Below are 21,652 nucleotides of genomic sequence, written 5' to 3'. Positions count from 1 at the left end.
AATTTTTACCAAACGTAACTTATCAACTATTAATTTATAAGAAAATCTTATTTAGTCGCTTAATAGAACAATAATATTCTTACATCATATATTGTATTATGGATATTTTGTAATCTTATGTTAAAAAAGGAGATAACAACATGTTGATAAGAAAAATATATACATCTTTAGATGATTTTAGCGAAGGGATACTATCACCTGAACTAAACTATTCAAATTCCGAAAATGAACTACATCTATTAAATAAAGATATAACTTTTCCATTTATATGGATTCCCAATAATAATGGCACTGTTTCTAAAATTAATTCATTAACTGGAGAAGAGATAGCCCGTTATATTGTATGGCCATCAAAAGATAAAGCAACATTATATAATGGTCCATCCAGAACAGCTATAGATTTTGATGGTAATTGTTGGGTTGCTAATCGTGGATTGGGGACAATTGTCAAGATAGGTTCTAAGGAAAATTTACAATTTGAAGATAGAAATAAAAATGGTATTTGCGATACCTGCATAGATTTAAATAACAATGGTATTATTGATGATAATGAGATTTTACCTTGGGGGGAAGATGAATGCGTATTAAAAGAAATATTATTATTTGGAGATAATCCTTGTGCTTATACTCCTGGTACTTATTCTAAAGAATATAGTAACTCTATCTTTCCAAGAGCACTTGCAATAGATAAAAATAATAATCTATGGGTTGGAGCTTATGACTCAAAAAAATACTATAAAATAGACTGTAGTACTGGTTCAATTTTATCTATTATTGACCTAACTGATTGGAATCATCATCCTTATGGCGCTGTAGTAGATAAATACGGCTTTCTCTGGTCATCTAGTGGTCCTTCAGAAGAAAAAAACCTCATAAAAATTGATACCACTAAAGAAATTGTAGTTTCTAAAATATCTAATCTACAAGAATTAACACCTTATTGTTTAGCTCTTGATAAATTCGATCATTTATTTCTATCTGGCTGGACTTCAAATAAACTTGCAAGACTTAATATAATAAATGATAATCTAGATTGGGTATATTCTGATAGTAAGAATCTTAATAACAGTAGAGGAATAACTTGCACATCTGATGGAGATGTGTGGATTGCTAATAGTGGAAATAATACAATTGCACGTTATTCTAATAATGGTGATTTTATTATAAGCATTCCAGCTGTAAAAAATCCTACAGCATTATCTGTTGACAATATGGGCAATATATGGGTTTGCGGTCTGACTGATGAAAAAATATATATGATTGATGCTTTAACAAACACTATAGGCCTAGTTAAAGATATACCGAATAGTGATGGTCATAATGCTTATTCTGACATGACAGGTATTATATCAAGAACAATTACAAACAAAATTGGTAGATGGACTGTTATATATGATAGTAAATCTATTAATACCTTATATGAAAAAATATCTTGGGATTCTAAAGAGCCTACAGGAACATTAATCACTGTAAGAGCAAGAACTTCAATAGATAAAATAAATTGGTCAAACTGGAAGCTAGTCTCTAATAATAGTTCTTTAAAAAGCATTCCCACTGGAAGGTTTTTGCAGATAGAAGCTACATTTAAGACTATCTCAGGTAATATTAGCCCCAGCCTCTCTAAATTAATAATAGAATTAATAACTCTCCCTGTTAAGGAAGATTTAACTAGCACTAGTAATCCTCTAAACTCATACGATTTATCACTTCACTCTGAAACTGAAAAAATAATAGATATAAATTCCGATATTCTATCTCTTAAAAATAAAGATAAAAATAACTGTATTAATCCACAAACTCAAGATTATAAACCTGCTACCTCCTCTAACTTGCCATCAAATAAAAAAATTAAGCCAACTCGAGGTATAATCTTCTAAGATATTAAGCGGCATTTAAAATAATATAATTGGCTGTTTAGATAAAAACAGCCAATCATATTATTTATACATTTTATTATAATACTTTTTATATTCCCCTAACTTTATATTATTAATCCAATCCTGATTATTTAAATACCATTGTATTGTTTTCTTCATTCCAACATAAAAATCCATTTTGGGATACCAGCCTAGCTCTTCATTTATCTTAGTAGGATCAATTCCATACCTTCTATCATGACCTTTTCTATCTTCTATGAATTTTATTAAACTTTCATCAATGGTATAATCAACATTTTTCTTGAAATAATCTATAATACTTTTTACGATATCAATATTAGTTCTTTCATTTCTTCCACCAATATTATAAATTTCTCCTAATCTTCCTGAATTTATAACCATATCTATAGCCCTTACATGATCTTCAACATATATCCAATCCCTAATATTTAATCCATCCCCATATATAGGCAATTCTTTTTTCTCAATACAATTGTTAATTATCAGTGGAATCAATTTTTCTGGAAATTGGAATGGTCCATAGTTATTAGAACATCTAGTAATATTTACAGGCATCTTATAAGTGTCATAATATGATTTAACTAGCAAATCAGCACTAGCTTTACTTGCAGAATAAGGACTATGTGGGTCTAAATTAGTATTTTCAGTAAAATATCCTGTATCTCCAAGAGATCCATAAACTTCATCAGTTGAAATATGAACAAATTTTACTCCATCTTCCCACTTTCCACCCTTTTCCCATACTTCCTTTGCACCATTTAATACTGTTACTGTTCCCAGAACATTAGTTTTCACAAAAACCTCTGGATTATTTATACTTCTATCAACATGGGATTCTGCTGCAAAATGAACAATATAATCTATATCGTACTTTGCAAAGATTTCTTTAATTAATCTTTTATTACATATATCACCTTTTATAAAGGTATATCTTTCATCATTATCAACTGATTTGAGATTATCTAAATTTCCCGCATAAGTTAATTTATCTAAATTTATAATTTTAATATCACTATATTTCTTTAACATAAATAAAATAAAGTTAGAACCAATAAAACCAGCTCCACCTGTTACTAAATAAGTTTTCATAATTAATTGTCCCTCTTACTAAATAATGATAAATATAAAACATATCACCTAAATTTATTTAATATTCCTATTACATATTCTATTTCTTCATCTTTCATACCAATAAATAATGGAATACTTAACTCCTCACTTGATACACTCTCTGTAATTTTAAAATCTCCAACCTTATACTTTAATTCACTATATGCCTTTTGTAGATGTATTGGTATTGGATAGTGTATTAATGTTTCAATTCCATTTGATATTAAATAATCTTTTAATCTATCTCTCTCATCGCAAAAAACCGGAAAAATATGATATACATTTTCATCATTTTTAGCTTTTAATGGTAATTTTATTCTATCATTTTGTATACCATTATAATATTTCTCAGCAATTTCTCTTCTTTCTCTTGTCCATATATCTAATTTTGATAATTTAACTAATAACAATGCAGCTTGAAGTTCATCTAATCTTGAGTTTAATCCTTTTATTTCATTATAGTATTTTTTATTTGAGCCATAATTTCTTATTGAGTATGCTTTATTAGCAACATCTTTATCATTTGTGGTAATTGCACCACCATCACCTAAAGCTCCTAAATTTTTTCCTGGATAAAAACTAAAAGCAGCAGCATCACCTAAATTTCCAACTCTCTTTTCTTTAAAATACGCTCCATGAGCTTGAGCAGCATCTTCTATAACTTTTAGATTATATTTATTAGCTATTTTTATAATATCATCCATATTAACAACTCTTCCATATAGATGCACTACTATTATCGCTTTAGTTTTTGAAGTTATTTTTTCTTCAATCAATGTGCTATCTATATTTAATGTTTTTATATCAGGTTCAATAAAAATAGGTTTTGCTCCTACAAAGTTCACTGCTAAAGCTGTTGCAATATATGTGTTTGCTGGAACAATAACTTCATCATCTTCTTTTATTCCATAAGCCATCAGTATAATCCTTAATGCATCTAATCCTGAAGCTACTCCTACACAATATTTCGTACCGCAGAATTTTGCATATTCTTCTTCAAACCTCTTAAGTTGTTCTCCCATAATAAACCACTGTGAATCTAATACCGACTCAAATCCTCTTACTAATTCATCTCTAATCTCACCATGCATTGCTTTAAAGCTTGTAAATGGTACTAACATAATTTATTTCTCCTTGTAAATCTCATTGACTTCTTTTAGAAAAACATCGTAATCTCTTAAATATTCAGACTCATCATATTTATCTGAACAAAGAACTAATAATACACAATCATCAGAGTAATCAAACATTTCATTCCAAATCCAAGGTCCTATCATCAATCCTTCATACTCATTATTCAATACATATACTTCTTCTTCTCTACCATTTTGTACTTTTACCTTTAAAGACCCCTTTAAGCATATCAATATTTCATAAAGGCTTCTATGACTATGATTGCCTCTTTTTTTATCCTTAGGTACTCCATATATATAAAAAATTCTCTTTATTTCATATGGAATATCTATATTTCCTTCAATTGGAATTAAATGTCCACATTCACTTGAAATATTCTTAAATTTAATTAAAGCAACGTTATACATTTTATTTTTCTACCTTATTAAAGAATTTAATTTTTTATACTTCTTAATATTTTATTTTTTATCTTAATGAAGATAATATCTAAATTTCCAATTAGAAATGATATTTTTTTTATTATAGAATAATTATTTAATTCGAAACTTTTAATATAAATATATCTTGCTTTCTTATAACTGTAATAGTCTAGCTGCTTTTTATATTTAAATATCTCTTCATTGTAACATCTAATTATATCGTCAATTAGTACAGTGTCTTTTTTATCTTGATTGCTAATTCCGCTACCTACCCTATACTTGACACTTACTATATCAAAAAAATCCATTTTGCATCCATTTCTAGTTACTCTAAGCCACAATGGTAAATCATTTAAATGAATATAACTTTCATCTAACATACCATATTGCTTAAAAAAATCTTTTTTAAAAAACACACCTGGATCTATTAAAGTACCTTCAGCACATAATTTATTATAAAACTTTTTAGAATCACTACCTTCTATTAGTTTAGCTTTAAGAGAATCCATAATATTTTCTGCATTAACTAATGGCTTCATATTAATATCACATTGTAAAAACTTCGTAGTAATAATAATGCTGTCATTATTATTAAAATAATCTGCTACATCTGATAAAACACTTTTTGAGTAAAAACAATCATCTGAATCTATAATCTTAATATAATCACCATTTGCCACTGATAATGCTTTATTAATATTTTTTACAATTCCTAAGTTTACTTTATTTTTATAAATAATAACGTTCTTTATATTTCCATTATTATTTATATCAATATACTTCTTAAATTTGTTTAAATCTATACCATCAGTACAATCATCTGCTATAATTAGCTCAATATCTTTGTAATCTTGACCTATTACTGATTTTATTGTATCTTCTATATACTCAAGATTTTTATAAGAAAGAATTATTACACTAAATAATATATTATCCATCTCCTCACCTTTTCGTCTAAATATGCTATTATTATTTAATAACTACCTACTAGATTTACCCTATATCTATTCTTCAATAATACTTATAAGATATTTACCATACCCTGTTTTCATCAATGGTTTAGCTAATTCGCTTAACTTTTCTGCAGTAATCCATCCTTGCCTATAAGCTATTTCCTCTAAGCATGCTATATATATTCCATGTGTATCTTGTATTACTTCAACAAAATTAGCTGCTTTCAACATTGAACTATGAGTTCCTGTATCTAACCAAACCATTCCTCGTCCTAATCTTATTACTTTTAATTTACTCTCATCCATATATAATCTATTTAAATCTGTTATTTCTAACTCCCCTCTTGGAGATGGCTTTAATTCTTTTGCCTTTTTTACAACTGAATTATCATAAAAATATAATCCTGGAACAGCGTATTTTGATTTTGGTATTGCCGGTTTTTCCTCTATTGAAATTGCCTTATTATCTTCATCAAACTCAATAACTCCAAATTCTCTCGGATCTTGAATATAATATCCAAATATTACTGCTCCACTTTTTAAACTTGATGCTTCTAATAAATAATCAGTTAGATTTTGTCCATAAAAAATATTATCACCTAAAATCATAGCTACAGTATCATCTCCAATAAACTCTTCCCCAATTATAAATGCATCTGCCAGTCCATTAGGTACTTTCTGCATAGCATATTCTATAGTTAAACCTATCTCTAATGAATCTTTAAACAACTCTTTAAAATAACCTATATCTCTTTCTGTTGAAATAATTAATATTTCTCTAATTCCTGCTAACATTAGTACAGATAAAGGATAATAAATCATTGGTTTATCATATATTGGAACCATTTGCTTGGATATTGCTTTTGTAATAGGAAAAAGTCTTGTTCCCGAACCACCAGCTAAAATTATTCCTTTCATCTCTTTTCTCCTATCATCTTAAGTAAAGTCTAATCTGCAAATCTCCTATAATTACTTATTTACATATAAATATATTATTATTAAAGTACATAGGCTCAATATACTATATGTATCATAAATTAAGTTGTTACATTTTCATATAAAATACCCTATTATGTAGATTTTTGACTTTTATTAAAATTCTACATAATAGGGTGACATAATTTATCTATTAAATTTTTTCAATAATTTATTTCGTATATTAAACTTATCTATAAGATACTTAAACTCTTTGCTTCTAAAAAATAATAATAAAATCACTGTGTTTGGAATTATTATACAGCAAATCCCTTTAAAAATGAACTCTACAAATAAATTATTAAAAGTTATAACTTCACTTATAAAGATTACTAATCCAGTAATTACAAAGAAAATAGATGTGTACTCTATATACTTAAAAAAATAATTCTTTATAGATGTTTTAAATATATAATGATGTACGTTAAATGGATCTATAATTAAAGTTACAATCCTACTAATTGTCGTTCCTGCAAATACTCCCAATGCACCTAATCTAAAATACTTCACTAGTATTATTGATGCACCTAAATTTAATATTCCTTCAACAATAGACCAATATTTTGCAAAGGGATATGGACTATATAATCCTGCACCGTTTTTCACAACTTCAACTGAACTTGTCATACTTTTTATATAAAAATTATATACAATGAAAAATATCGTTACTACTGAAAATAGCATCTCTTCGCCAAACACTATCTCTATAAAAGGATTTAATAACACAATTAATGAAACTGAGCAAAAAGTAGATATCCAAAAATTCACAAAATATAATACATTAAATATTTCATATGCTTTATCTAATGATTCTTCTAATAAAAAATTCCCAAAACTAGCTTGTATACCCTGAAATATTCTCGAAATTAATCCTTCTATAGTACTTACTATAACACTATAATTGGAATATATCCCTACAATGCTTACCCCTAAGAAGTAAGACAACAGTATATTGTCAGTGCCAAAAACAAAATAGGCCGCTATATTAATTACTAAGAGCGCTTTAGTGTTTTTGATAATATCATTCTTAATTTCTTTTTTTAAAGGTTCTTCCAAGGCTTCCTGTAAGTACGGATATCTTTTATTAGTTATTATATAAACTTGTAAGTTTTGAATTAGTACTAATACTATTTTTATCACTAAATATAATATATAGTTCTTTGTAATTATTATTATTGCTATCTGCGCTATACTGCATACGATTGAATATAATACAGAAAGTCTATTGAAAATATGCATCTTTTGATCTGCTAATAATATATTTCTACGGTATGTTAAGATATATGATAAAGCTGAATCAATTACAAAAATAAAGTAAATTAACTTAACATAGGACATAGAAATAGTTGTATTAACAAAATATTTTAAGAATGGTATTATTAATATACCTAAAATTAGTACAGCAATTGCAATATATCTATATAGTTTTTCATAAAGATTCATTATTGCATGAACTTGATTGTAATCTTTTTCTGCTAAAGGCTTATATAAACTATAAAATATAGCAGTTCCAACACCTAACTCTACTAAACTCAACATTGATATTACATTAGATAATAAACCATTTATTCCAAGCAGCTCTATTCCCATGTAGCTTACAAAAATTTTCCTTGCAATAAATCCAAAAACTACTGTTACTATTTGTAATAATATTCCTGTCGTGATGTTTTTTATTGAACTCTCTGTTCTCATTTGATTTTATCCTCATAACTTTTTAAAATGTTTTTTACTTTTCTAACTAATGACTCTATTTACAATTCTATAGACAATAAAAACTTTATAAATTCTTCTTTCAACTCAGAATTTCTTAAAGCATATTCTACTGTTGCTTGTAGAAACCCTAATTTATCACCTATATCATATCTTTTTCCTATAAAATCATAAGCATATACCCCATCTTTTTCTATTAACATTGATAAAGCATCTGTTAACTGTATCTCTCCACCTTTTCCTGGTTTAGTATTTTCAAGAATATTAAAAATATCTGGTGTTATTATATATCTTCCTAATATCGCCATATCAGATGGTGATTTATTAATATCTGGTTTTTCGACCATACTATTTACCTTATATACCCTTTTTTCAATTTCTTCACCACTTATAATTCCATATTTAAAAACTTCATTAGCTGGTACTTTTTGAACCCCTAAAATAGCTTTATTGTACTTATTAAAACAGTCTATCAATTGTTTTATACAAGGCTTTTCTTCACTATATACTACATCATCTCCCAAAAGTACTGCAAAAGGTTCATTTCCAACAAAAGCTCTTGCACAATATATAGCATGTCCCAATCCTTTAGGCTCTTTCTGTCTTATATAGTAAATATTAGCCATATTAGATATATTCTGAACCATTGTTAACAAATCATCTTTACCCGTTCTAGCTAGTTCAAGCTCTAGTTCTACTGATTTATCAAAATGATCTTCTATACTTTTCTTATTTCTCCCTGTTATTATTATGATTTCTTCTATTCCTGCTTCAACACATTCTTCGATAATATATTGAAGTGTAGGTTTATCTACTATTGGTAGCATTTCTTTTGGCTGAGCTTTTGTTGCTGGTAAAAATCTAGTACCCAGACCAGCTGCAGGTATCACTGCTTTTTTTATTCTATTCTCCATTGCTTCCTCCTAAGTTAATAAATTTTTATTTTGCCTATATGCTCTCTACTAGCAAAGTCAAATCTTTCATAATACATATTTCTTTAATAAGCATTTGTATCTCCAAAAAGTACAAAAAATGTCTTAAATATCAATCTTATATCTATCCATAATGTTCTTTCATTTACATACTTAACATCAAGTTTCATCCATTCCTCGAAACTAATACTATTTCTCCCCATTACTTGCCAATAACATGTCAATCCAGGCTTTACATCTAATCTTCGTAACATCCATGGATCAAACTTCTCAACTTCTTCAGGTAAAGATGGTCTTGGCCCAACTAAAGACATATCTCCCTTTAAGACATTAAATAATTGTGGTAACTCATCTATAGATGTCCTTCTCAAGAACCTACCTATTTTAGTTATTCTTGGGTCATTTTTTATTTTAAACATTGGCCCCGTAGCCTCATTTTCTAATATTAGTTTTCTTTTTAACTCTTCAGCATTAGCTACCATAGACCTAAATTTATACATCCTGAATATTTCTCCATCCTTGCCAACTCTATCTTGGGAAAAAATCACTTTTCCTGGACTTTCTACTTTTATTAATATTGCAACTACTAAAAATAAAGGTATTAGAATAATAAGAGCTAGTCCACTTATAGTAATATCTATAATTCTCTTTATAACATCGTAATTCCATCTCTTTTTTTTCATCTTTTTCTTCTCCTTAGTAAAATATATCCTTCTATCTGCTAATACATAATATTCATACTATTTTTATTTGTTACATATTGCACTTTTTACTAGCTCACTATATTCATCTAATGTTAATTTTTTTTATTTACTTCTCATTGCTTCTATTTTTATATGAAATATTTTTCATGAAATATAATATGGTTCCTGCAGGAATAAAGATTGTACATAAAAATTTTCTTCCAACTCCATTACATTCTCCTATAATACTTTTATAACTCATACTTAATAATAGTCCATCCCTAGTTAGTCCAATAAAAGACTTTAGAAATAATATAACGTCATATCTTAAATAATCAAAAACATCATTAATATAGTGTTTCCATAGATAAATGTTCTCCTTCGCTCTTTTGTTATTAGAGGCAGTTGTCGCATTAGATTGATCCTTATAATAATATAAAAGTGGTTTATTTATATATATTGTTTTGTACTTTCTCGCCATCCTCTGCCATATAATTGCTTCTGGAAAAAACCTTAATCCCTTAATCTCAGGAAATGGATACTCTTTTAATACACTTTTGTTCAATATTCCCCACATATCATATTTACATTTATACTTAAAAATAATTTCTAAATCATTTGATTCTAAAGGGTCTTTTATAAACTTCTTTCCAATGGGTTCATTACTATATACATCTAAACATCTGCATGTTACGCCCTTAAACTCTGCTCTTTTATTAACAGCTATTTTTTCCCACTCATTAACTAAAATCTCTAATGCCTCAGGTAAAAATCTATCATCTGAATCTGCGATAACAAATAATTCTCCTCTTGCTATTTCTACAGCTCTATTCATAGCAATATGCTTTCCTGAATTTTCTTGATATCTATATACAATAGGAAAGTTATTTTGTAAAATATACGAATTTACTAATTCTTTGGTATTATCATTTGACCCATCATCTATTATGACCCATTCAAAATCTTTAAATGTCTGTGCACATAAGCTTTCAAAAACTCTATATAGAACATTTCCTCTATTAAATGTAGGTGTAAAGACAGTTACCTTAATATTCATATTAAACCTCCATTAATATAAAATTATTTTAAAAAGAGTGCCAAAAGCTCTAGTATCAAAGATTTTATGGCACTCTATTTTACTATTTTCTTTTATCTATACTCACACACTTGTTATAAACTTCTAAAGTATCTACTACTTTATCTTTCCAATTATACTCACTTAATACAAAATCTTTGCTTGTATCCTTATATCTAGCCACTAAACTCTTATTGTTTAGTACTTCATATAATACCTTACTCAACATCTCTTCCGAACCTTTTTTGAAATACAGTCCATATTCCTTCATAGTTTCACAAATTTCATCTATATCACTTGCTATACAGCAATTTCCATAACTTAAAGCTTCTAATAAACTTATTGGCAATCCTTCTATTTCTGAAGGTAATACATAGACATAAGCATTACTGTATAACTCCTCTAATTCTTTACCTTTTACAAAACCTGTAAAAATTATATTATTATCTGAGTCTGCTAATTTATATAAACTGTTCACATAATCATCTGTATAACTAGATCCCCCTACTATAACTAACTTCTTATCTGTCTTTAGCTTTTTATATGCATTAATCAAATAATGTGCTCCTTTTTCTGGTACTAACCTTGCCAGAAATAGTATATACGAATCTTTAGTTAGATTATACTTTTCTGTAATAATATTAGCATCAATATCTTTTCCTATATAAACTCCATTTGAAATAACAGTGCTGTCTCTGTTCCATTTTTCTTTAAAATACTTTTTCATAGAATTTGTTAATACAATAATTTCATTAGCGAATTTCGCAATTATAAATTCTCCAAATTTAAGATATAATTTTCCAAATCTACCCCATTTTTCTCTTTGCCAGTCTAATCCATGCACTGTACAAACTACCTTTATACCAAATAATCTCGGCAACCAAGCCATACTTGATGGACCTAATGCATGATAATGTATTACATCATAACCTAAAAACAAAGCATATATTGTTGCTAAAAATGTATACGTAATTGCATCTAATGATTTAGTATTAATCGAAGGAATATACTTTATATTAATTCCTCTATATTTATCATTTATTTCATCACAATATGACTTTCTTGCATAAACATCAACCTGTACATCTTTTTCACATAAACCAGCTGCAATTTCTTCCACATGAACTTCCACGCCTCCAGCTCGTGATGGAATTCCCTTTTGTCCAATCATAGCAATTTTCATTTTATCACCATATATATGAATAATATTTCAAAAAACCCCTGTTCTCTACCATATTATTCATATTAATATTTAATGTTCTATATTGTTACAAATAATTCCCTTTGCTTACCGATAATTATTTAAAACATAATTATTAAAGGGACTGCTTCAGCAATCCCTTTAATCAAATCTTTATACTAATAATCTTATTATCAATTTTCTAAAATTTTTAACTGTCATAAAATAATATTTCTCCTCACACTTAAATCCTGCTTTTTCCATAGATTTTCTAGATGGTTCATTATCCTTATCAACTATTACAAAAGCTTTTTTATATCCAGATTTCCGAGCCATATCACACCTTGCTTTAACAGAGAATGTCTGCACCCCTCTTCTTCTGTGCTCAATAAAAGTATAATCATCAAATAAATAACATTCCTCATTATTTAAACGGATAATTTCATTCATCTCATAAATAAAAGTATCAGTATATGACAAGCTAAAAATTCCACATATATTTTCAAAACTATCAATAACACAAAATATATCTTTACTTTTATCATTAATTCTTTTTAGAAGTAAATCATGATTAGTTTTATCTGACTCACTAGGATAAAAATTTCTTATTAAATCTATATGATTAATATTTAGGTTTTTCAGTTTAAACTCATACGAAATATCTATATTTAAATTATCTAGATTAATTGAATATTTATATGCACAATGAATATGCTTCTTAATAAACTTCTTGCATGCTTTATAAATTTTATTATCTATTAGCATAGATAACTTCTCCTTCACTTTTATCATATCTTGCTTTCAAATTTATTTAGAATTCTAATTGCATAAACATGATTTTATCTTCTTTCCTAACCTTAATAATATTTGTTTTTTTCTTATAATTGTATAATCACAAATATTAATTACACTATCAGTAGAGTAAAACTTATACTCTTCATCACCTAATAGCATATCAATTAAATCATAGCTATTTTTATAGTGATTTATTATTTTCTTAATCAATATATCCCCCATCGATAACTTTTTCCAACTTTCATCATTATATAAATTATATCCATATACCTTATTACAGCATTTAAATCCTAAATGTCCTGAAATTACCTGATTATCATAAGTTACATAAGAGAATTCTAGCTTTCCACATTCATATAATTTATAAAATAAACTTTCATAAAAATGCACATAATTTTCATTTTTTAATATACTATCTTTCCAAGTATTTTTATGAATATTAACTAGTTGATACCATATATCTTTATCCCACTTACTATCAATATTAATGTTAATTCTCTCGTTTTTATCAATAGCTCTTTCTTTTCTTTCTATATTTTTATATCTTTTTGAATTTCTTTTTTCTTCAAACTCTTCAAGATTAATATAAGGTGCAATTTTTTCTACTTTTTTATAGCATATTGCTTCATCATTAAGTCGTCCTATTACCTCACCTATTAATATAGATTGTTTTTCCCTATAACTTATATTGTTTAATGAAATCATATCCCAGCTTTCATCTTCAAATATTATCTTAAATAATTTCTTTAATACTGAATAATGATTATAGTCTTTTCTAATTAATATACATTGATAATCTGCAGTTCTATCTACAATAAATTTTAAGATTCTTTTTTTTATTATTCCAAATTTCTTTTCCTCAATATATAAGGGCGCTATTGTAACTATTTTTCCCTTTTCTTCACCTACAACCACAAAAGGTTTAAAATTATTATTCTTAAAATATTTTATATATTCTTCAATCCATATCCATTCATAAAAAATTTCTTTATTTTCAAGGTTATTAAATAATTCAATCCAAGCTTCTTTTAAATTTTCAAAATCATTAATTTCATTGATTATCTTAAATTCAATTTTTCCCTTCATCTCATTAAAGTTTCTCCTTTAAATTTTATCTTACTATCATTCCTTTAAGCTTAGTTGGTTCACTTACAGTGCAAGTAGTAATACTACAATGCCAATTGCCTTTTTTATCTCTAGCTGAATACATTATATATCTGTTATTATCTATATCTATAAATGTGGGTCTATATAAAAAATCTTCATCAAAAGCTCCTTCTTTACCCTTTTCCATAACTATTACTGGCTTTGACCATGTTACATTATCTTCTGAGTAACAATATGCAATCTTTTGATTATCATATTCACCTAGAGCTGCTGAAAAGTACATCTCAAATCCATTTCTAGTCTTTTTAATGTCCATATGCCATACATATCTTCCTTCTATAGGACTTATGATAATATCTCTTATAAAACACCACTCTGTCCCATTTTTACTTACATAATATTTTATCTTTTTATTTTTCCAATCTACAACCCAAATGCAATATTTATCATTCTCAATTATAACTACCGGTGACATAAACTGATTAAATGTTCCTTGTGAACTATATAAGACTTCTTCCTTACTCCAATTCATTCCATCACAACTTAATTTTCTTAAAATAACTTCACTATCTCCTAAGATTCCTCTGGTTCTTTTTCTGTACCATATCTCAAGCTTATTATTGTTAAATAAAATCTGTGGATCACTATAATGATACATTTTCACATCTTCTGTAGATACCAATGGGTTTGTCCCACCCTTAGGTTTATTCCAGTTAACTAAATCATTAGAGCACATAACACAAGGGTTCTCTAGCCTCTCATTTCCCTTTCTGTAAGGAGTTATTGCTAACCAGTATTTATATCCATTCCATGTTTTATCAAAATATATTAAGGATGGATGAACATTTTGATATCCAGCTCCTATATATGGAGATATTTTAAGATATCCTATCCCATTTGCTTCGAAATTTTTATCTGTATATTCTTTTATCTCTATTTCTTTATTTAATAGATTATTAACTTTAATGATTTTCTCCCATAAAATCATTACAATTATTATCAATACTATCCCTGATATTAAAATTAATGTATTAATTTTAACTCACCTCTTATACCTTTATTTATCAAATATTTCCTCAATTTCATTAATTCTCATATTGTATTGAAAAAAGCTTCTTCTCTCTATGCTCTTTTTTTTGTAGTATCCTAATAAATTCTTATTCTGCAATATATACTCTAAGCCTTTCTCTATACCTTCTTGAGAGTTTTCACAAACGATTCCATTTTCTTTATCTCCCAATACTTCTACAGTTCCAGTAATATTAGTTATCATCACTGGTTTTTCTAGTAAAATAGCTTCTGCTACTGCAACCCCATACCCCTCTGTTTTAGATGCTGACACAAATAAATTAGCAGCTTTAATGTACGGATATGGATTTTCTATAAATCCCATAATGTCAACCGACTCATTAACCCCCAGTGTATTTACCAATTGCTCTAAATTTCTTCTTTCTTCGCCTTCACCTATAATTACTAACCTGTGAGGAAATTCTCTAACTAACTTAGCATGAGCCATAATTAATCTATCAAATCCCTTAATATTCACTAACCTACCTACTGAAACTATTGTGAATTCATTATATGATATTTCTCTTTCATTAGATTTTTCTATAATATTTTCAATAATAATAGGATTGTATACTATATGCTTGTTTATATTATCAATATTAAATACCTTATCAAACCCTAAGTAAGCATCTTTAGATACCAATACCACATCATCAAATTTTCTATAGCAACTTATTTCTTCATTTCTTTTATACGCATAATTTGTCCATCTATTCTGTGATAAATCAGTATGAACCCAAGCAATTTTTTTACTTTCCTTATTTGTAGAGTAACTAATTATTTTAGTCGCAAATCCTTCCAGAAAAGCAACTTCAATATTAGATTCTTTAGGAATAAATAACTTATAAAATAGTCCTGGCATATATTTCATAAAGTTAAAAACTATCTTATTACCAATTCTTCCAAAAGGCTTTTTAATAATAGTTTTAACATTTATTTCTCGATCTAAATTCTTTATATTTACTCCTTCTCCAAATAACAACACTAAGGTAATATCATATTTTTTTTTATTAATTTTATTTAATACATCTACAGCTACCTTTTCCGCCCCTCCCCCTTCAAGGTGTTCTAAGAAAAACACAACTTTTTTTTTCATATAAATATCCCTCTATAAATCTTGATAATAATATAATACTCATACATAAAAAATATGTTATAAATCATTGAAATTTTATACTTTCTGTATCTTTATAAAATTTCAAATTAATTTATAACATATACCTTAATTATCTATTCCATTATTAACAACTAATATAAGCCATAGAATTAATATTATTATACTCGAACTTATAATCGAACTATTATAAACAATAAAAATTACAGTTATTACTATACTCATAATATTAATTATTGATTTATCTGTTCTTTTCTTAAAATACATATAAACATTTTTTGCTAGTATATATATATATATTGATATCCATATTATCGTTCCAATTATTCCATTTTCAACTATATTTAGTGGTAATGTAAAAAAATGTAGGTTCAGGTAATCATATTCTATTGCAACTGCTCCTGCTAAAACATTTATGTTACTAGGATTTGTAGTTCCTAGTCCGGTGCCAAAATATATCTTAAATTTATTAGTTAATACTGTACTTTTTAATAAATTCATAAATCCAAATCTATTAACTGAATCTACTCCATAGGCATTTTTTGCATAGTCTACAAATTCCTCACTACTTCCAAATAAATTCTGATCTGGATAGAATTTAATAAAACTTTTATAAGATACACTAATTAAAAGTCCTATTATTAATATCGCTAATATAGTTCTAAATGAACCTTTTTTCAAAAATATAGTCATTAAATAAATTAACGGTATTAATATAAAACCAATCTTTACTTCAGCTAATGCAGAATACATTAGTAATAAACTCACAAAAACAAATTGAAAATTTTTAATCTTAATAAAATTTTCCTTATTAACAATAATCAATACAAGGATATACAAAAAAAATTGAATTAATATTCCAGTCCCACTTTTACCGAATAATCCTGAAATATTATCTCTATTTGTATTTGAAATAAACTGAAAAATAATAAGTGGAAACTGTATAAGCGAATATACTAAAATTAATTTCATGTTTATATTTATATATTTCTTTTCTACATTCATATTAGTAAAAAATATATAAAAAATTATATATGAAAACTTCTTTAGAAAAGTAAAAGTAAGAAATATTATATTGGTGTCGTAATTGTTATATATTAAGGATACTGCATTTATTAATAATAATCCAAGTGTTGTAAAGCCTAGATACTTATTTATGAATATTTTTTCTTTTGCTATAAACTTTTTCTCAAATATTTTAATAATTAGTAAAATGTATAGAGCATATGGTATATACGCAAATATCCCATTAATTTCTGCTAGCTTTGGTGATAATAGAACAAGCCAAATTGTAATAATAAATAATCTTGTTTCATTAATATATACATATATTCCCATAAAACTAATTATCAATATACCCAGTAAATATATTATTATATTTATTTTTAATACATAACTAGCTAATACTATACAAGCAATTAATATAGTAATTATAGCTATATTATTAATGACTTTCTGCTTATTATTAACCTCTATCCCCCCTTTAACTTCTTACTTTTTTCATAATTTACTCTTGGTTTCTGTAAAAACTTATCTCTTATTATTTTCTAATATATTATTAAAATACTTACCTAATTCTAGACTTATATTCTCCCAAGAATTATTATTAATAGTATTAATTATTTCTCTTCTACTAAATGATACTTTATTATTATATAGATACTCCAAAGCATCATAGAAGGCCTCTTCCGTATCATCTATTAGTATTCCATTTTTATTATTTACTACCTTTTGATTTTCAATGGTAGAAGTAGCTATAACAAACAATCCATTAAATAAATATTCATACGTCTTTGTTGCAGGTTGATTAGTAAAGTATTCTGTTATAGGAATAAATGCCACTCCTATATTACTTTCTAAAAAGTATTTTCCTAACTCTTCATTTTTTACTCTTCCTAAATACTTAATATTATTAAATTGATTTTTCTTTATCTCTTCTAGTAGCATCTTTTCATCTATATCATTTTCAAAAAAACCTATTAATTTATATTCTAAGTTTTCCCCATTATACTTTTCGCTTAATTTATTAAAAGCTTTTACTGTGTCTATAATCCTTCGCCTAGTAAATGTTCCAACATATATTAAAGATATTTTCTTATCTAAATCTAAGTTTAAATCATCTTCTAGTTTTATTAAAGTTTTACCTCCTAAAGGTAATATATTACACTTATCTTCGGGAATCTTTAGTAACTCTCTTACTTCATCAGTTATTATAGTTATATTTTCAAATACTTCAGACTCCTTCAAGATTTTATTATTATAGCTTCTAATTTCCTTCAAAGTTCCAACAACTTGAGATGTTCTAATATCTAGTACGAACTTCTTATTAAAAAAAAGCTTCTTAATGATAGAACACCCTGTGAAATATTTCAAAAATATAATATCTGGATTTATTACAATTGTATAAAATATAATGTATATTATTTTAAAAATAAATCTTAAAGCTCTATTTTTTATCTGCGGTATATATTTAATATTTATATCTTCATTGACTATCTTTTCTAATCCTAAATATGGAGAAATAAAAGTAATACTAAAATCTTTATATAAATATAAACAATAGTTATAAGTATCTGTATGATATCCAAACTGCTCATATCCGTTTATAATTAACAATTTCTTTTTCATATTTCCCTCTCAAAATGCATTTAATTTACTTTTTAACTCCTTCGTATTTATTAATTACTTCTTCATAAATTTCCATCAGCTTATTATAATGCACTTCTTTACTATAATTTTCTTCAATAAATGCCCTATTCTTCTGTCCTATTTTTATAACCTCATCTTCAGTTAACTCAAAAATTTCTCTTATTATATTAGCCATACTATCAATATCATTATGTTTAAATAATAGTTTGTCATTGTTTATAAGTTCTGGAATTCCTCCTATATTTGATCCAACTACTACCTTTCCTAATGCCATACTTTCAATTACAGACATAGGATTATTTTCATACCAGATTGAAGGAATAACCTGAAACCTAGCATTTCTGATTAAAGCTTTTAATTCATCCCCAGTCTTAAACCCATCAAAAACTATATTCTGAATATTTCTTTCTTCTATATACTTCTTTAATTCACCCTCTATAGGGCCTGTACCAATTATCCTTAGTACATATTTTTTATTTTTCTCAGCTGCTTTAATTAAATTAATTATCCCTTTTTCCTCTGATAATCTTCCAACATATATATAATAATTCTTAAAGTTATAATTAGGTTTATACTCTTCTATGTTTATAAAATTTGGAAGATATCTAACTTTATCCTCTTCATATCCAAACTCAACAAATTTCTCTTTGAAAAACTTACTTGGAGTAATTATCATATCTATATTTTTATAACTATTAAAAATATAGTGAATATACGCTTCAAATGTATTTATTAGGCTATAAAGCATTGATTCCTTTACACACTTATTAAGTGTACAATTATAAAACCTATTACCTTTGCATTTTTCACAAAGTCCATTTTTATTTAACATTTTATAATTAGGACATATTAACTTTAAATCATGAGCTGTATATATTATTGGTATGTTCATCTTTTTTAATGATGATAATATTGAAGGTGATAATTGATGATTGAAATTATTTAAGTGTGCAATATCAGGTCGTGTATCTTTTATTAATTTTCTTATTTTTCTTTTAGCTTCAAAATTATATATAATTTTAAATGCTCCTACTATTTTCTGTACTAAACTACTATGATTATAATCAATATTTTTTATAAAATAATTTTCATATTCATTATAAAAATTTCTTTCATGATGCATTGAAAAAGGTATTACTTTATTATTTTTTTCTTCTAATAATTTTTTCAGTGAAAAATAATAGGTTTCACATCCTCCCTTAATATAATAAAATTTATTAACAAGCAATATTTTCATTTTGTATTTTTCATTATCTTTTTTTAACAAATCCATAAACTATATTTTCTCTCCTAAGAACATATCATGCTATACTCCCATAAATATGATAAGAGAAACCCTTTTGTTACTTATTAAAATCTTATAACTATTTATAGTCTTTGGAGGTATAATGAATAAATTTAAATACTTTAAACTTATTAAAGAAAAACTATCAATTATTATATTAATTACTATAAGTTCAATAATCATCTCTACAATTGCAACGCTCTTTTTTATTGAACCAACATATGAATCTAAAATATCAGTGATAATAGGTCCAAATCAATCAACATCAGGTGATTATTCTTCTTCTCAAAGTTCTTATGATGTTGTTATGTATCAAAAGATGGTTAAAACCTATTCAGAACTTCTCACTTCAAAAATTGTATTACAAGATGTTATAGAAAACACTGGATTAGATTTAAATTTAGAAAGTTTGGAATCAATGATTAAAATCAAAACTACTACTGAAAGTGAATTTATAAATATTACTGTAGAAGGTAAAGTTCCAGAAGTTACAACATTAGTAGCAAATCAATTAACACTTTCATTAAAGAATATCTCTTCAGAGATTAGAGGAGTAGATAATGTTATCTTAGTAGATAGTGCTTCAATTCCTGAAAAGCCTACAAAACCTAATATAATAATAAATATAAGTTTATCATTTATACTTGGATTAATATTTTCAATTTCTTTAGTTGTTCTTATAAATTACTTAGACCAGCGTATTAAGGATAAAGATGAGTTAAAAGAATTAATTACCTTTCCTATATTGGGTGAAATTCCTGATTTCTCATCTGTAAATATTAATAATAAAGGTAACTATCTTTTTGTTAATGAATCTCCTAAATCTTTACCGTCAGAAGCAATAAATATTTTGAGAACTAACTTACAATTTTGCAATGTTAATTATAACTTAAAAAAAATATTAATTACCTCCTCATCACCTAGTGAAGGAAAGAGTACTATTATCAGTAATTTAGGAATTTCTATGGCTTTAACTAATAAAAAAGTTATTATAATAGATTGTGATATGCGAAAACCTAAAATTCATCGTATATTTTCACTAAGTAATATTATTGGCTTATCTCATATACTGTCAAATCAAGCCGAATTAGAAGAATGTCTTCAATCATCAGGAATAAATAACTTATCAATATTAACAGCAGGTGTAATTCCACCAAATCCTTCTGAGCTTATTAGTTCTAATGGCATGAAAATTCTCTTAGATAGGCTTACATCAAATTTTGATTTTATTCTGATAGACTCACCTCCACTACCGCTAGTAGCAGATTCACAAGCTTTATCAACATTTGTTGATGGTACAATAATAATAACCAAGCTTGGTTATACAACTAAATCTGCTTTACTAAATACTAAAGAAATACTAGATGGATTAAAAACAAACGTAATAGGAGTGGTATTAAATAACTCTCCACTAGATTCCTCTGTAAATTATTATTATCAATAATAAAAGGGGCTGTATCAAAAAAAAATTGATATTTGGTGTTAGTATAAAGTAGTGGACACATTAAATCGAACTAAGTAAAATAATATTTAGTTAAGAAAGGATGTGTCCATTATGGGAAAGG

19 protein-coding genes are annotated in these 21,652 nt (G+C 26.4%); 2 read left to right on the top strand and 17 right to left on the bottom strand.

Annotated elements, in window-relative coordinates:
• Positions 1-140: 140 nt before the first annotated feature.
• Entirely contained in the window at positions 141-1,877 is a 1,737-nt protein-coding gene (locus ARA56_RS05910) for an NHL repeat-containing protein (protein WP_055264739.1), read from the top strand.
• A gap of 60 nt (positions 1,878-1,937) precedes the next feature.
• On the opposite strand, the gene rfbB is transcribed toward ARA56_RS05910, so the two are convergent.
• The 17 genes from rfbB to ARA56_RS05825 all read right to left on the bottom strand — a co-directional run bounded on the left by rfbB (position 1,938) and on the right by ARA56_RS05825 (position 20,075).
• Positions 1,938-2,987 carry a dTDP-glucose 4,6-dehydratase gene (rfbB, locus tag ARA56_RS05905; RefSeq protein ID WP_055264738.1) on the bottom strand — a complete coding sequence of 350 codons (1,050 nt, stop codon included), beginning with the start codon at positions 2,985-2,987 and terminating at the stop codon, positions 1,938-1,940.
• A 44-nt stretch (positions 2,988-3,031) separates the two neighbouring features.
• Positions 3,032-4,129 (bottom strand): DegT/DnrJ/EryC1/StrS family aminotransferase, encoded by a 1,098-nt coding sequence (locus tag ARA56_RS05900; RefSeq protein WP_055264737.1) that lies wholly within the window; start codon positions 4,127-4,129, stop codon positions 3,032-3,034.
• A gap of 3 nt (positions 4,130-4,132) precedes the next feature.
• A complete protein-coding gene (locus ARA56_RS05895) occupies positions 4,133-4,549 on the bottom strand; it encodes a sugar 3,4-ketoisomerase (protein WP_055264736.1) in 417 nt (138 codons plus the stop codon).
• Positions 4,550-4,575: 26 nt separating this feature from the next.
• Positions 4,576-5,499, bottom strand: coding sequence for a glycosyltransferase (locus tag ARA56_RS05890; protein ID WP_055264735.1), 924 nt, complete (start codon positions 5,497-5,499; stop codon positions 4,576-4,578).
• Between the two features lie 66 nt (positions 5,500-5,565).
• Positions 5,566-6,432 carry a glucose-1-phosphate thymidylyltransferase RfbA gene (rfbA, locus tag ARA56_RS05885; RefSeq protein ID WP_055264734.1) on the bottom strand — a complete coding sequence of 289 codons (867 nt, stop codon included), beginning with the start codon at positions 6,430-6,432 and terminating at the stop codon, positions 5,566-5,568.
• Between the two features lie 204 nt (positions 6,433-6,636).
• A complete protein-coding gene (locus ARA56_RS05880) occupies positions 6,637-8,181 on the bottom strand; it encodes a lipopolysaccharide biosynthesis protein (RefSeq protein WP_055264733.1) in 1,545 nt (514 codons plus the stop codon).
• Between the two features lie 59 nt (positions 8,182-8,240).
• The gene (galU, locus tag ARA56_RS05875; RefSeq protein WP_055264732.1) at positions 8,241-9,113 is read right to left on the bottom strand and encodes a UTP--glucose-1-phosphate uridylyltransferase GalU; all 873 of its coding nucleotides are present in this window, start codon (positions 9,111-9,113) and stop codon (positions 8,241-8,243) included.
• A gap of 83 nt (positions 9,114-9,196) precedes the next feature.
• Positions 9,197-9,814 carry a sugar transferase gene (locus ARA56_RS05870; protein ID WP_084758978.1) on the bottom strand — a complete coding sequence of 206 codons (618 nt, stop codon included), beginning with the start codon at positions 9,812-9,814 and terminating at the stop codon, positions 9,197-9,199.
• Positions 9,815-9,941: 127 nt separating this feature from the next.
• The gene (locus ARA56_RS05865) at positions 9,942-10,871 is read right to left on the bottom strand and encodes a glycosyltransferase family 2 protein (protein WP_055264730.1); all 930 of its coding nucleotides are present in this window, start codon (positions 10,869-10,871) and stop codon (positions 9,942-9,944) included.
• 82 nt (positions 10,872-10,953) lie between these two features.
• Positions 10,954-12,072, bottom strand: coding sequence for a glycosyltransferase family 4 protein (locus ARA56_RS05860; RefSeq protein ID WP_055264729.1), 1,119 nt, complete (start codon positions 12,070-12,072; stop codon positions 10,954-10,956).
• Positions 12,073-12,243: 171 nt separating this feature from the next.
• Positions 12,244-12,834, bottom strand: coding sequence for a GNAT family N-acetyltransferase (locus ARA56_RS05855; RefSeq protein WP_055264728.1), 591 nt, complete (start codon positions 12,832-12,834; stop codon positions 12,244-12,246).
• 54 nt (positions 12,835-12,888) lie between these two features.
• On the bottom strand, positions 12,889-13,950 hold the full coding sequence (locus ARA56_RS05850; RefSeq protein WP_055264727.1) for a GNAT family N-acetyltransferase: 1,062 nt from the start codon (positions 13,948-13,950) through the stop codon (positions 12,889-12,891).
• A 25-nt stretch (positions 13,951-13,975) separates the two neighbouring features.
• Complete coding sequence (locus ARA56_RS05845; RefSeq protein WP_055264726.1) at positions 13,976-14,974, bottom strand: hypothetical protein; 999 nt, start codon at positions 14,972-14,974, stop codon at positions 13,976-13,978.
• A 54-nt stretch (positions 14,975-15,028) separates the two neighbouring features.
• On the bottom strand, positions 15,029-16,135 hold the full coding sequence (locus ARA56_RS05840; protein WP_055264725.1) for a glycosyltransferase: 1,107 nt from the start codon (positions 16,133-16,135) through the stop codon (positions 15,029-15,031).
• A gap of 126 nt (positions 16,136-16,261) precedes the next feature.
• Positions 16,262-16,906: a hypothetical protein gene (locus tag ARA56_RS16785; RefSeq protein ID WP_172675748.1), complete on the bottom strand. Its 645-nt coding sequence runs from the start codon at positions 16,904-16,906 to the stop codon at positions 16,262-16,264.
• Between the two features lie 777 nt (positions 16,907-17,683).
• Entirely contained in the window at positions 17,684-18,781 is a 1,098-nt protein-coding gene (locus ARA56_RS05830; protein ID WP_055264723.1) for a glycosyltransferase, read from the bottom strand.
• A gap of 25 nt (positions 18,782-18,806) precedes the next feature.
• Complete coding sequence (locus ARA56_RS05825; protein WP_242855888.1) at positions 18,807-20,075, bottom strand: glycosyltransferase; 1,269 nt, start codon at positions 20,073-20,075, stop codon at positions 18,807-18,809.
• 115 nt (positions 20,076-20,190) lie between these two features.
• On the opposite strand from ARA56_RS05825, the gene ARA56_RS05820 reads away from it, so the two are divergent.
• On the top strand, positions 20,191-21,531 hold the full coding sequence (locus tag ARA56_RS05820; protein ID WP_055264722.1) for a tyrosine-protein kinase domain-containing protein: 1,341 nt from the start codon (positions 20,191-20,193) through the stop codon (positions 21,529-21,531).
• Positions 21,532-21,652: the final 121 nt, after the last annotated feature.

This window comes from Clostridium disporicum (assembly GCF_001405015.1).
GTDB lineage: Bacteria > Bacillota > Clostridia > Clostridiales > Clostridiaceae > Clostridium > Clostridium disporicum_B.
Note: the sequence above shows the minus strand (reverse complement) of the source record. Positions and strands in the feature narration are given on the sequence as shown.

Bases quoted from the DNA above. Each gene is read 5' to 3' on its own strand.
- ARA56_RS05900 (WP_055264737.1), bottom strand. From the start codon at position 4,129: ATGTTAGTACCATTTACAAGCTTTAAAGCAATGCATGGTGAGATTAGA.
- ARA56_RS05825 (WP_242855888.1), bottom strand. From the start codon at position 20,075: ATGGATTTGTTAAAAAAAGATAATGAAAAATACAAAATGAAAATATTG.
- ARA56_RS16785 (WP_172675748.1), bottom strand. From the start codon at position 16,906: ATGTATTCTGCATTAGCTGAAGTAAAGATTGGTTTTATATTAATACCG.
- ARA56_RS05860 (WP_055264729.1), bottom strand. From the start codon at position 12,072: ATGAAAATTGCTATGATTGGACAAAAGGGAATTCCATCACGAGCTGGA.
- ARA56_RS05870 (WP_084758978.1), bottom strand. From the start codon at position 9,814: ATGAAAAAAAAGAGATGGAATTACGATGTTATAAAGAGAATTATAGAT.
- ARA56_RS05830 (WP_055264723.1), bottom strand. From the start codon at position 18,781: ATGAAAAAGAAATTGTTAATTATAAACGGATATGAGCAGTTTGGATAT.
- ARA56_RS05890 (WP_055264735.1), bottom strand. From the start codon at position 5,499: ATGGATAATATATTATTTAGTGTAATAATTCTTTCTTATAAAAATCTT.
- ARA56_RS05850 (WP_055264727.1), bottom strand. From the start codon at position 13,950: ATGAAGGGAAAAATTGAATTTAAGATAATCAATGAAATTAATGATTTT.
- galU (WP_055264732.1), bottom strand. From the start codon at position 9,113: ATGGAGAATAGAATAAAAAAAGCAGTGATACCTGCAGCTGGTCTGGGT.
- ARA56_RS05820 (WP_055264722.1), top strand. From the start codon at position 20,191: ATGAATAAATTTAAATACTTTAAACTTATTAAAGAAAAACTATCAATT.
- rfbB (WP_055264738.1), bottom strand. From the start codon at position 2,987: ATGAAAACTTATTTAGTAACAGGTGGAGCTGGTTTTATTGGTTCTAAC.
- ARA56_RS05840 (WP_055264725.1), bottom strand. From the start codon at position 16,135: ATGAAAAAAAAAGTTGTGTTTTTCTTAGAACACCTTGAAGGGGGAGGG.
- ARA56_RS05895 (WP_055264736.1), bottom strand. From the start codon at position 4,549: ATGTATAACGTTGCTTTAATTAAATTTAAGAATATTTCAAGTGAATGT.
- ARA56_RS05865 (WP_055264730.1), bottom strand. From the start codon at position 10,871: ATGAATATTAAGGTAACTGTCTTTACACCTACATTTAATAGAGGAAAT.
- ARA56_RS05855 (WP_055264728.1), bottom strand. From the start codon at position 12,834: ATGCTAATAGATAATAAAATTTATAAAGCATGCAAGAAGTTTATTAAG.
- ARA56_RS05910 (WP_055264739.1), top strand. From the start codon at position 141: ATGTTGATAAGAAAAATATATACATCTTTAGATGATTTTAGCGAAGGG.
- rfbA (WP_055264734.1), bottom strand. From the start codon at position 6,432: ATGAAAGGAATAATTTTAGCTGGTGGTTCGGGAACAAGACTTTTTCCT.
- ARA56_RS05880 (WP_055264733.1), bottom strand. From the start codon at position 8,181: ATGAGAACAGAGAGTTCAATAAAAAACATCACGACAGGAATATTATTA.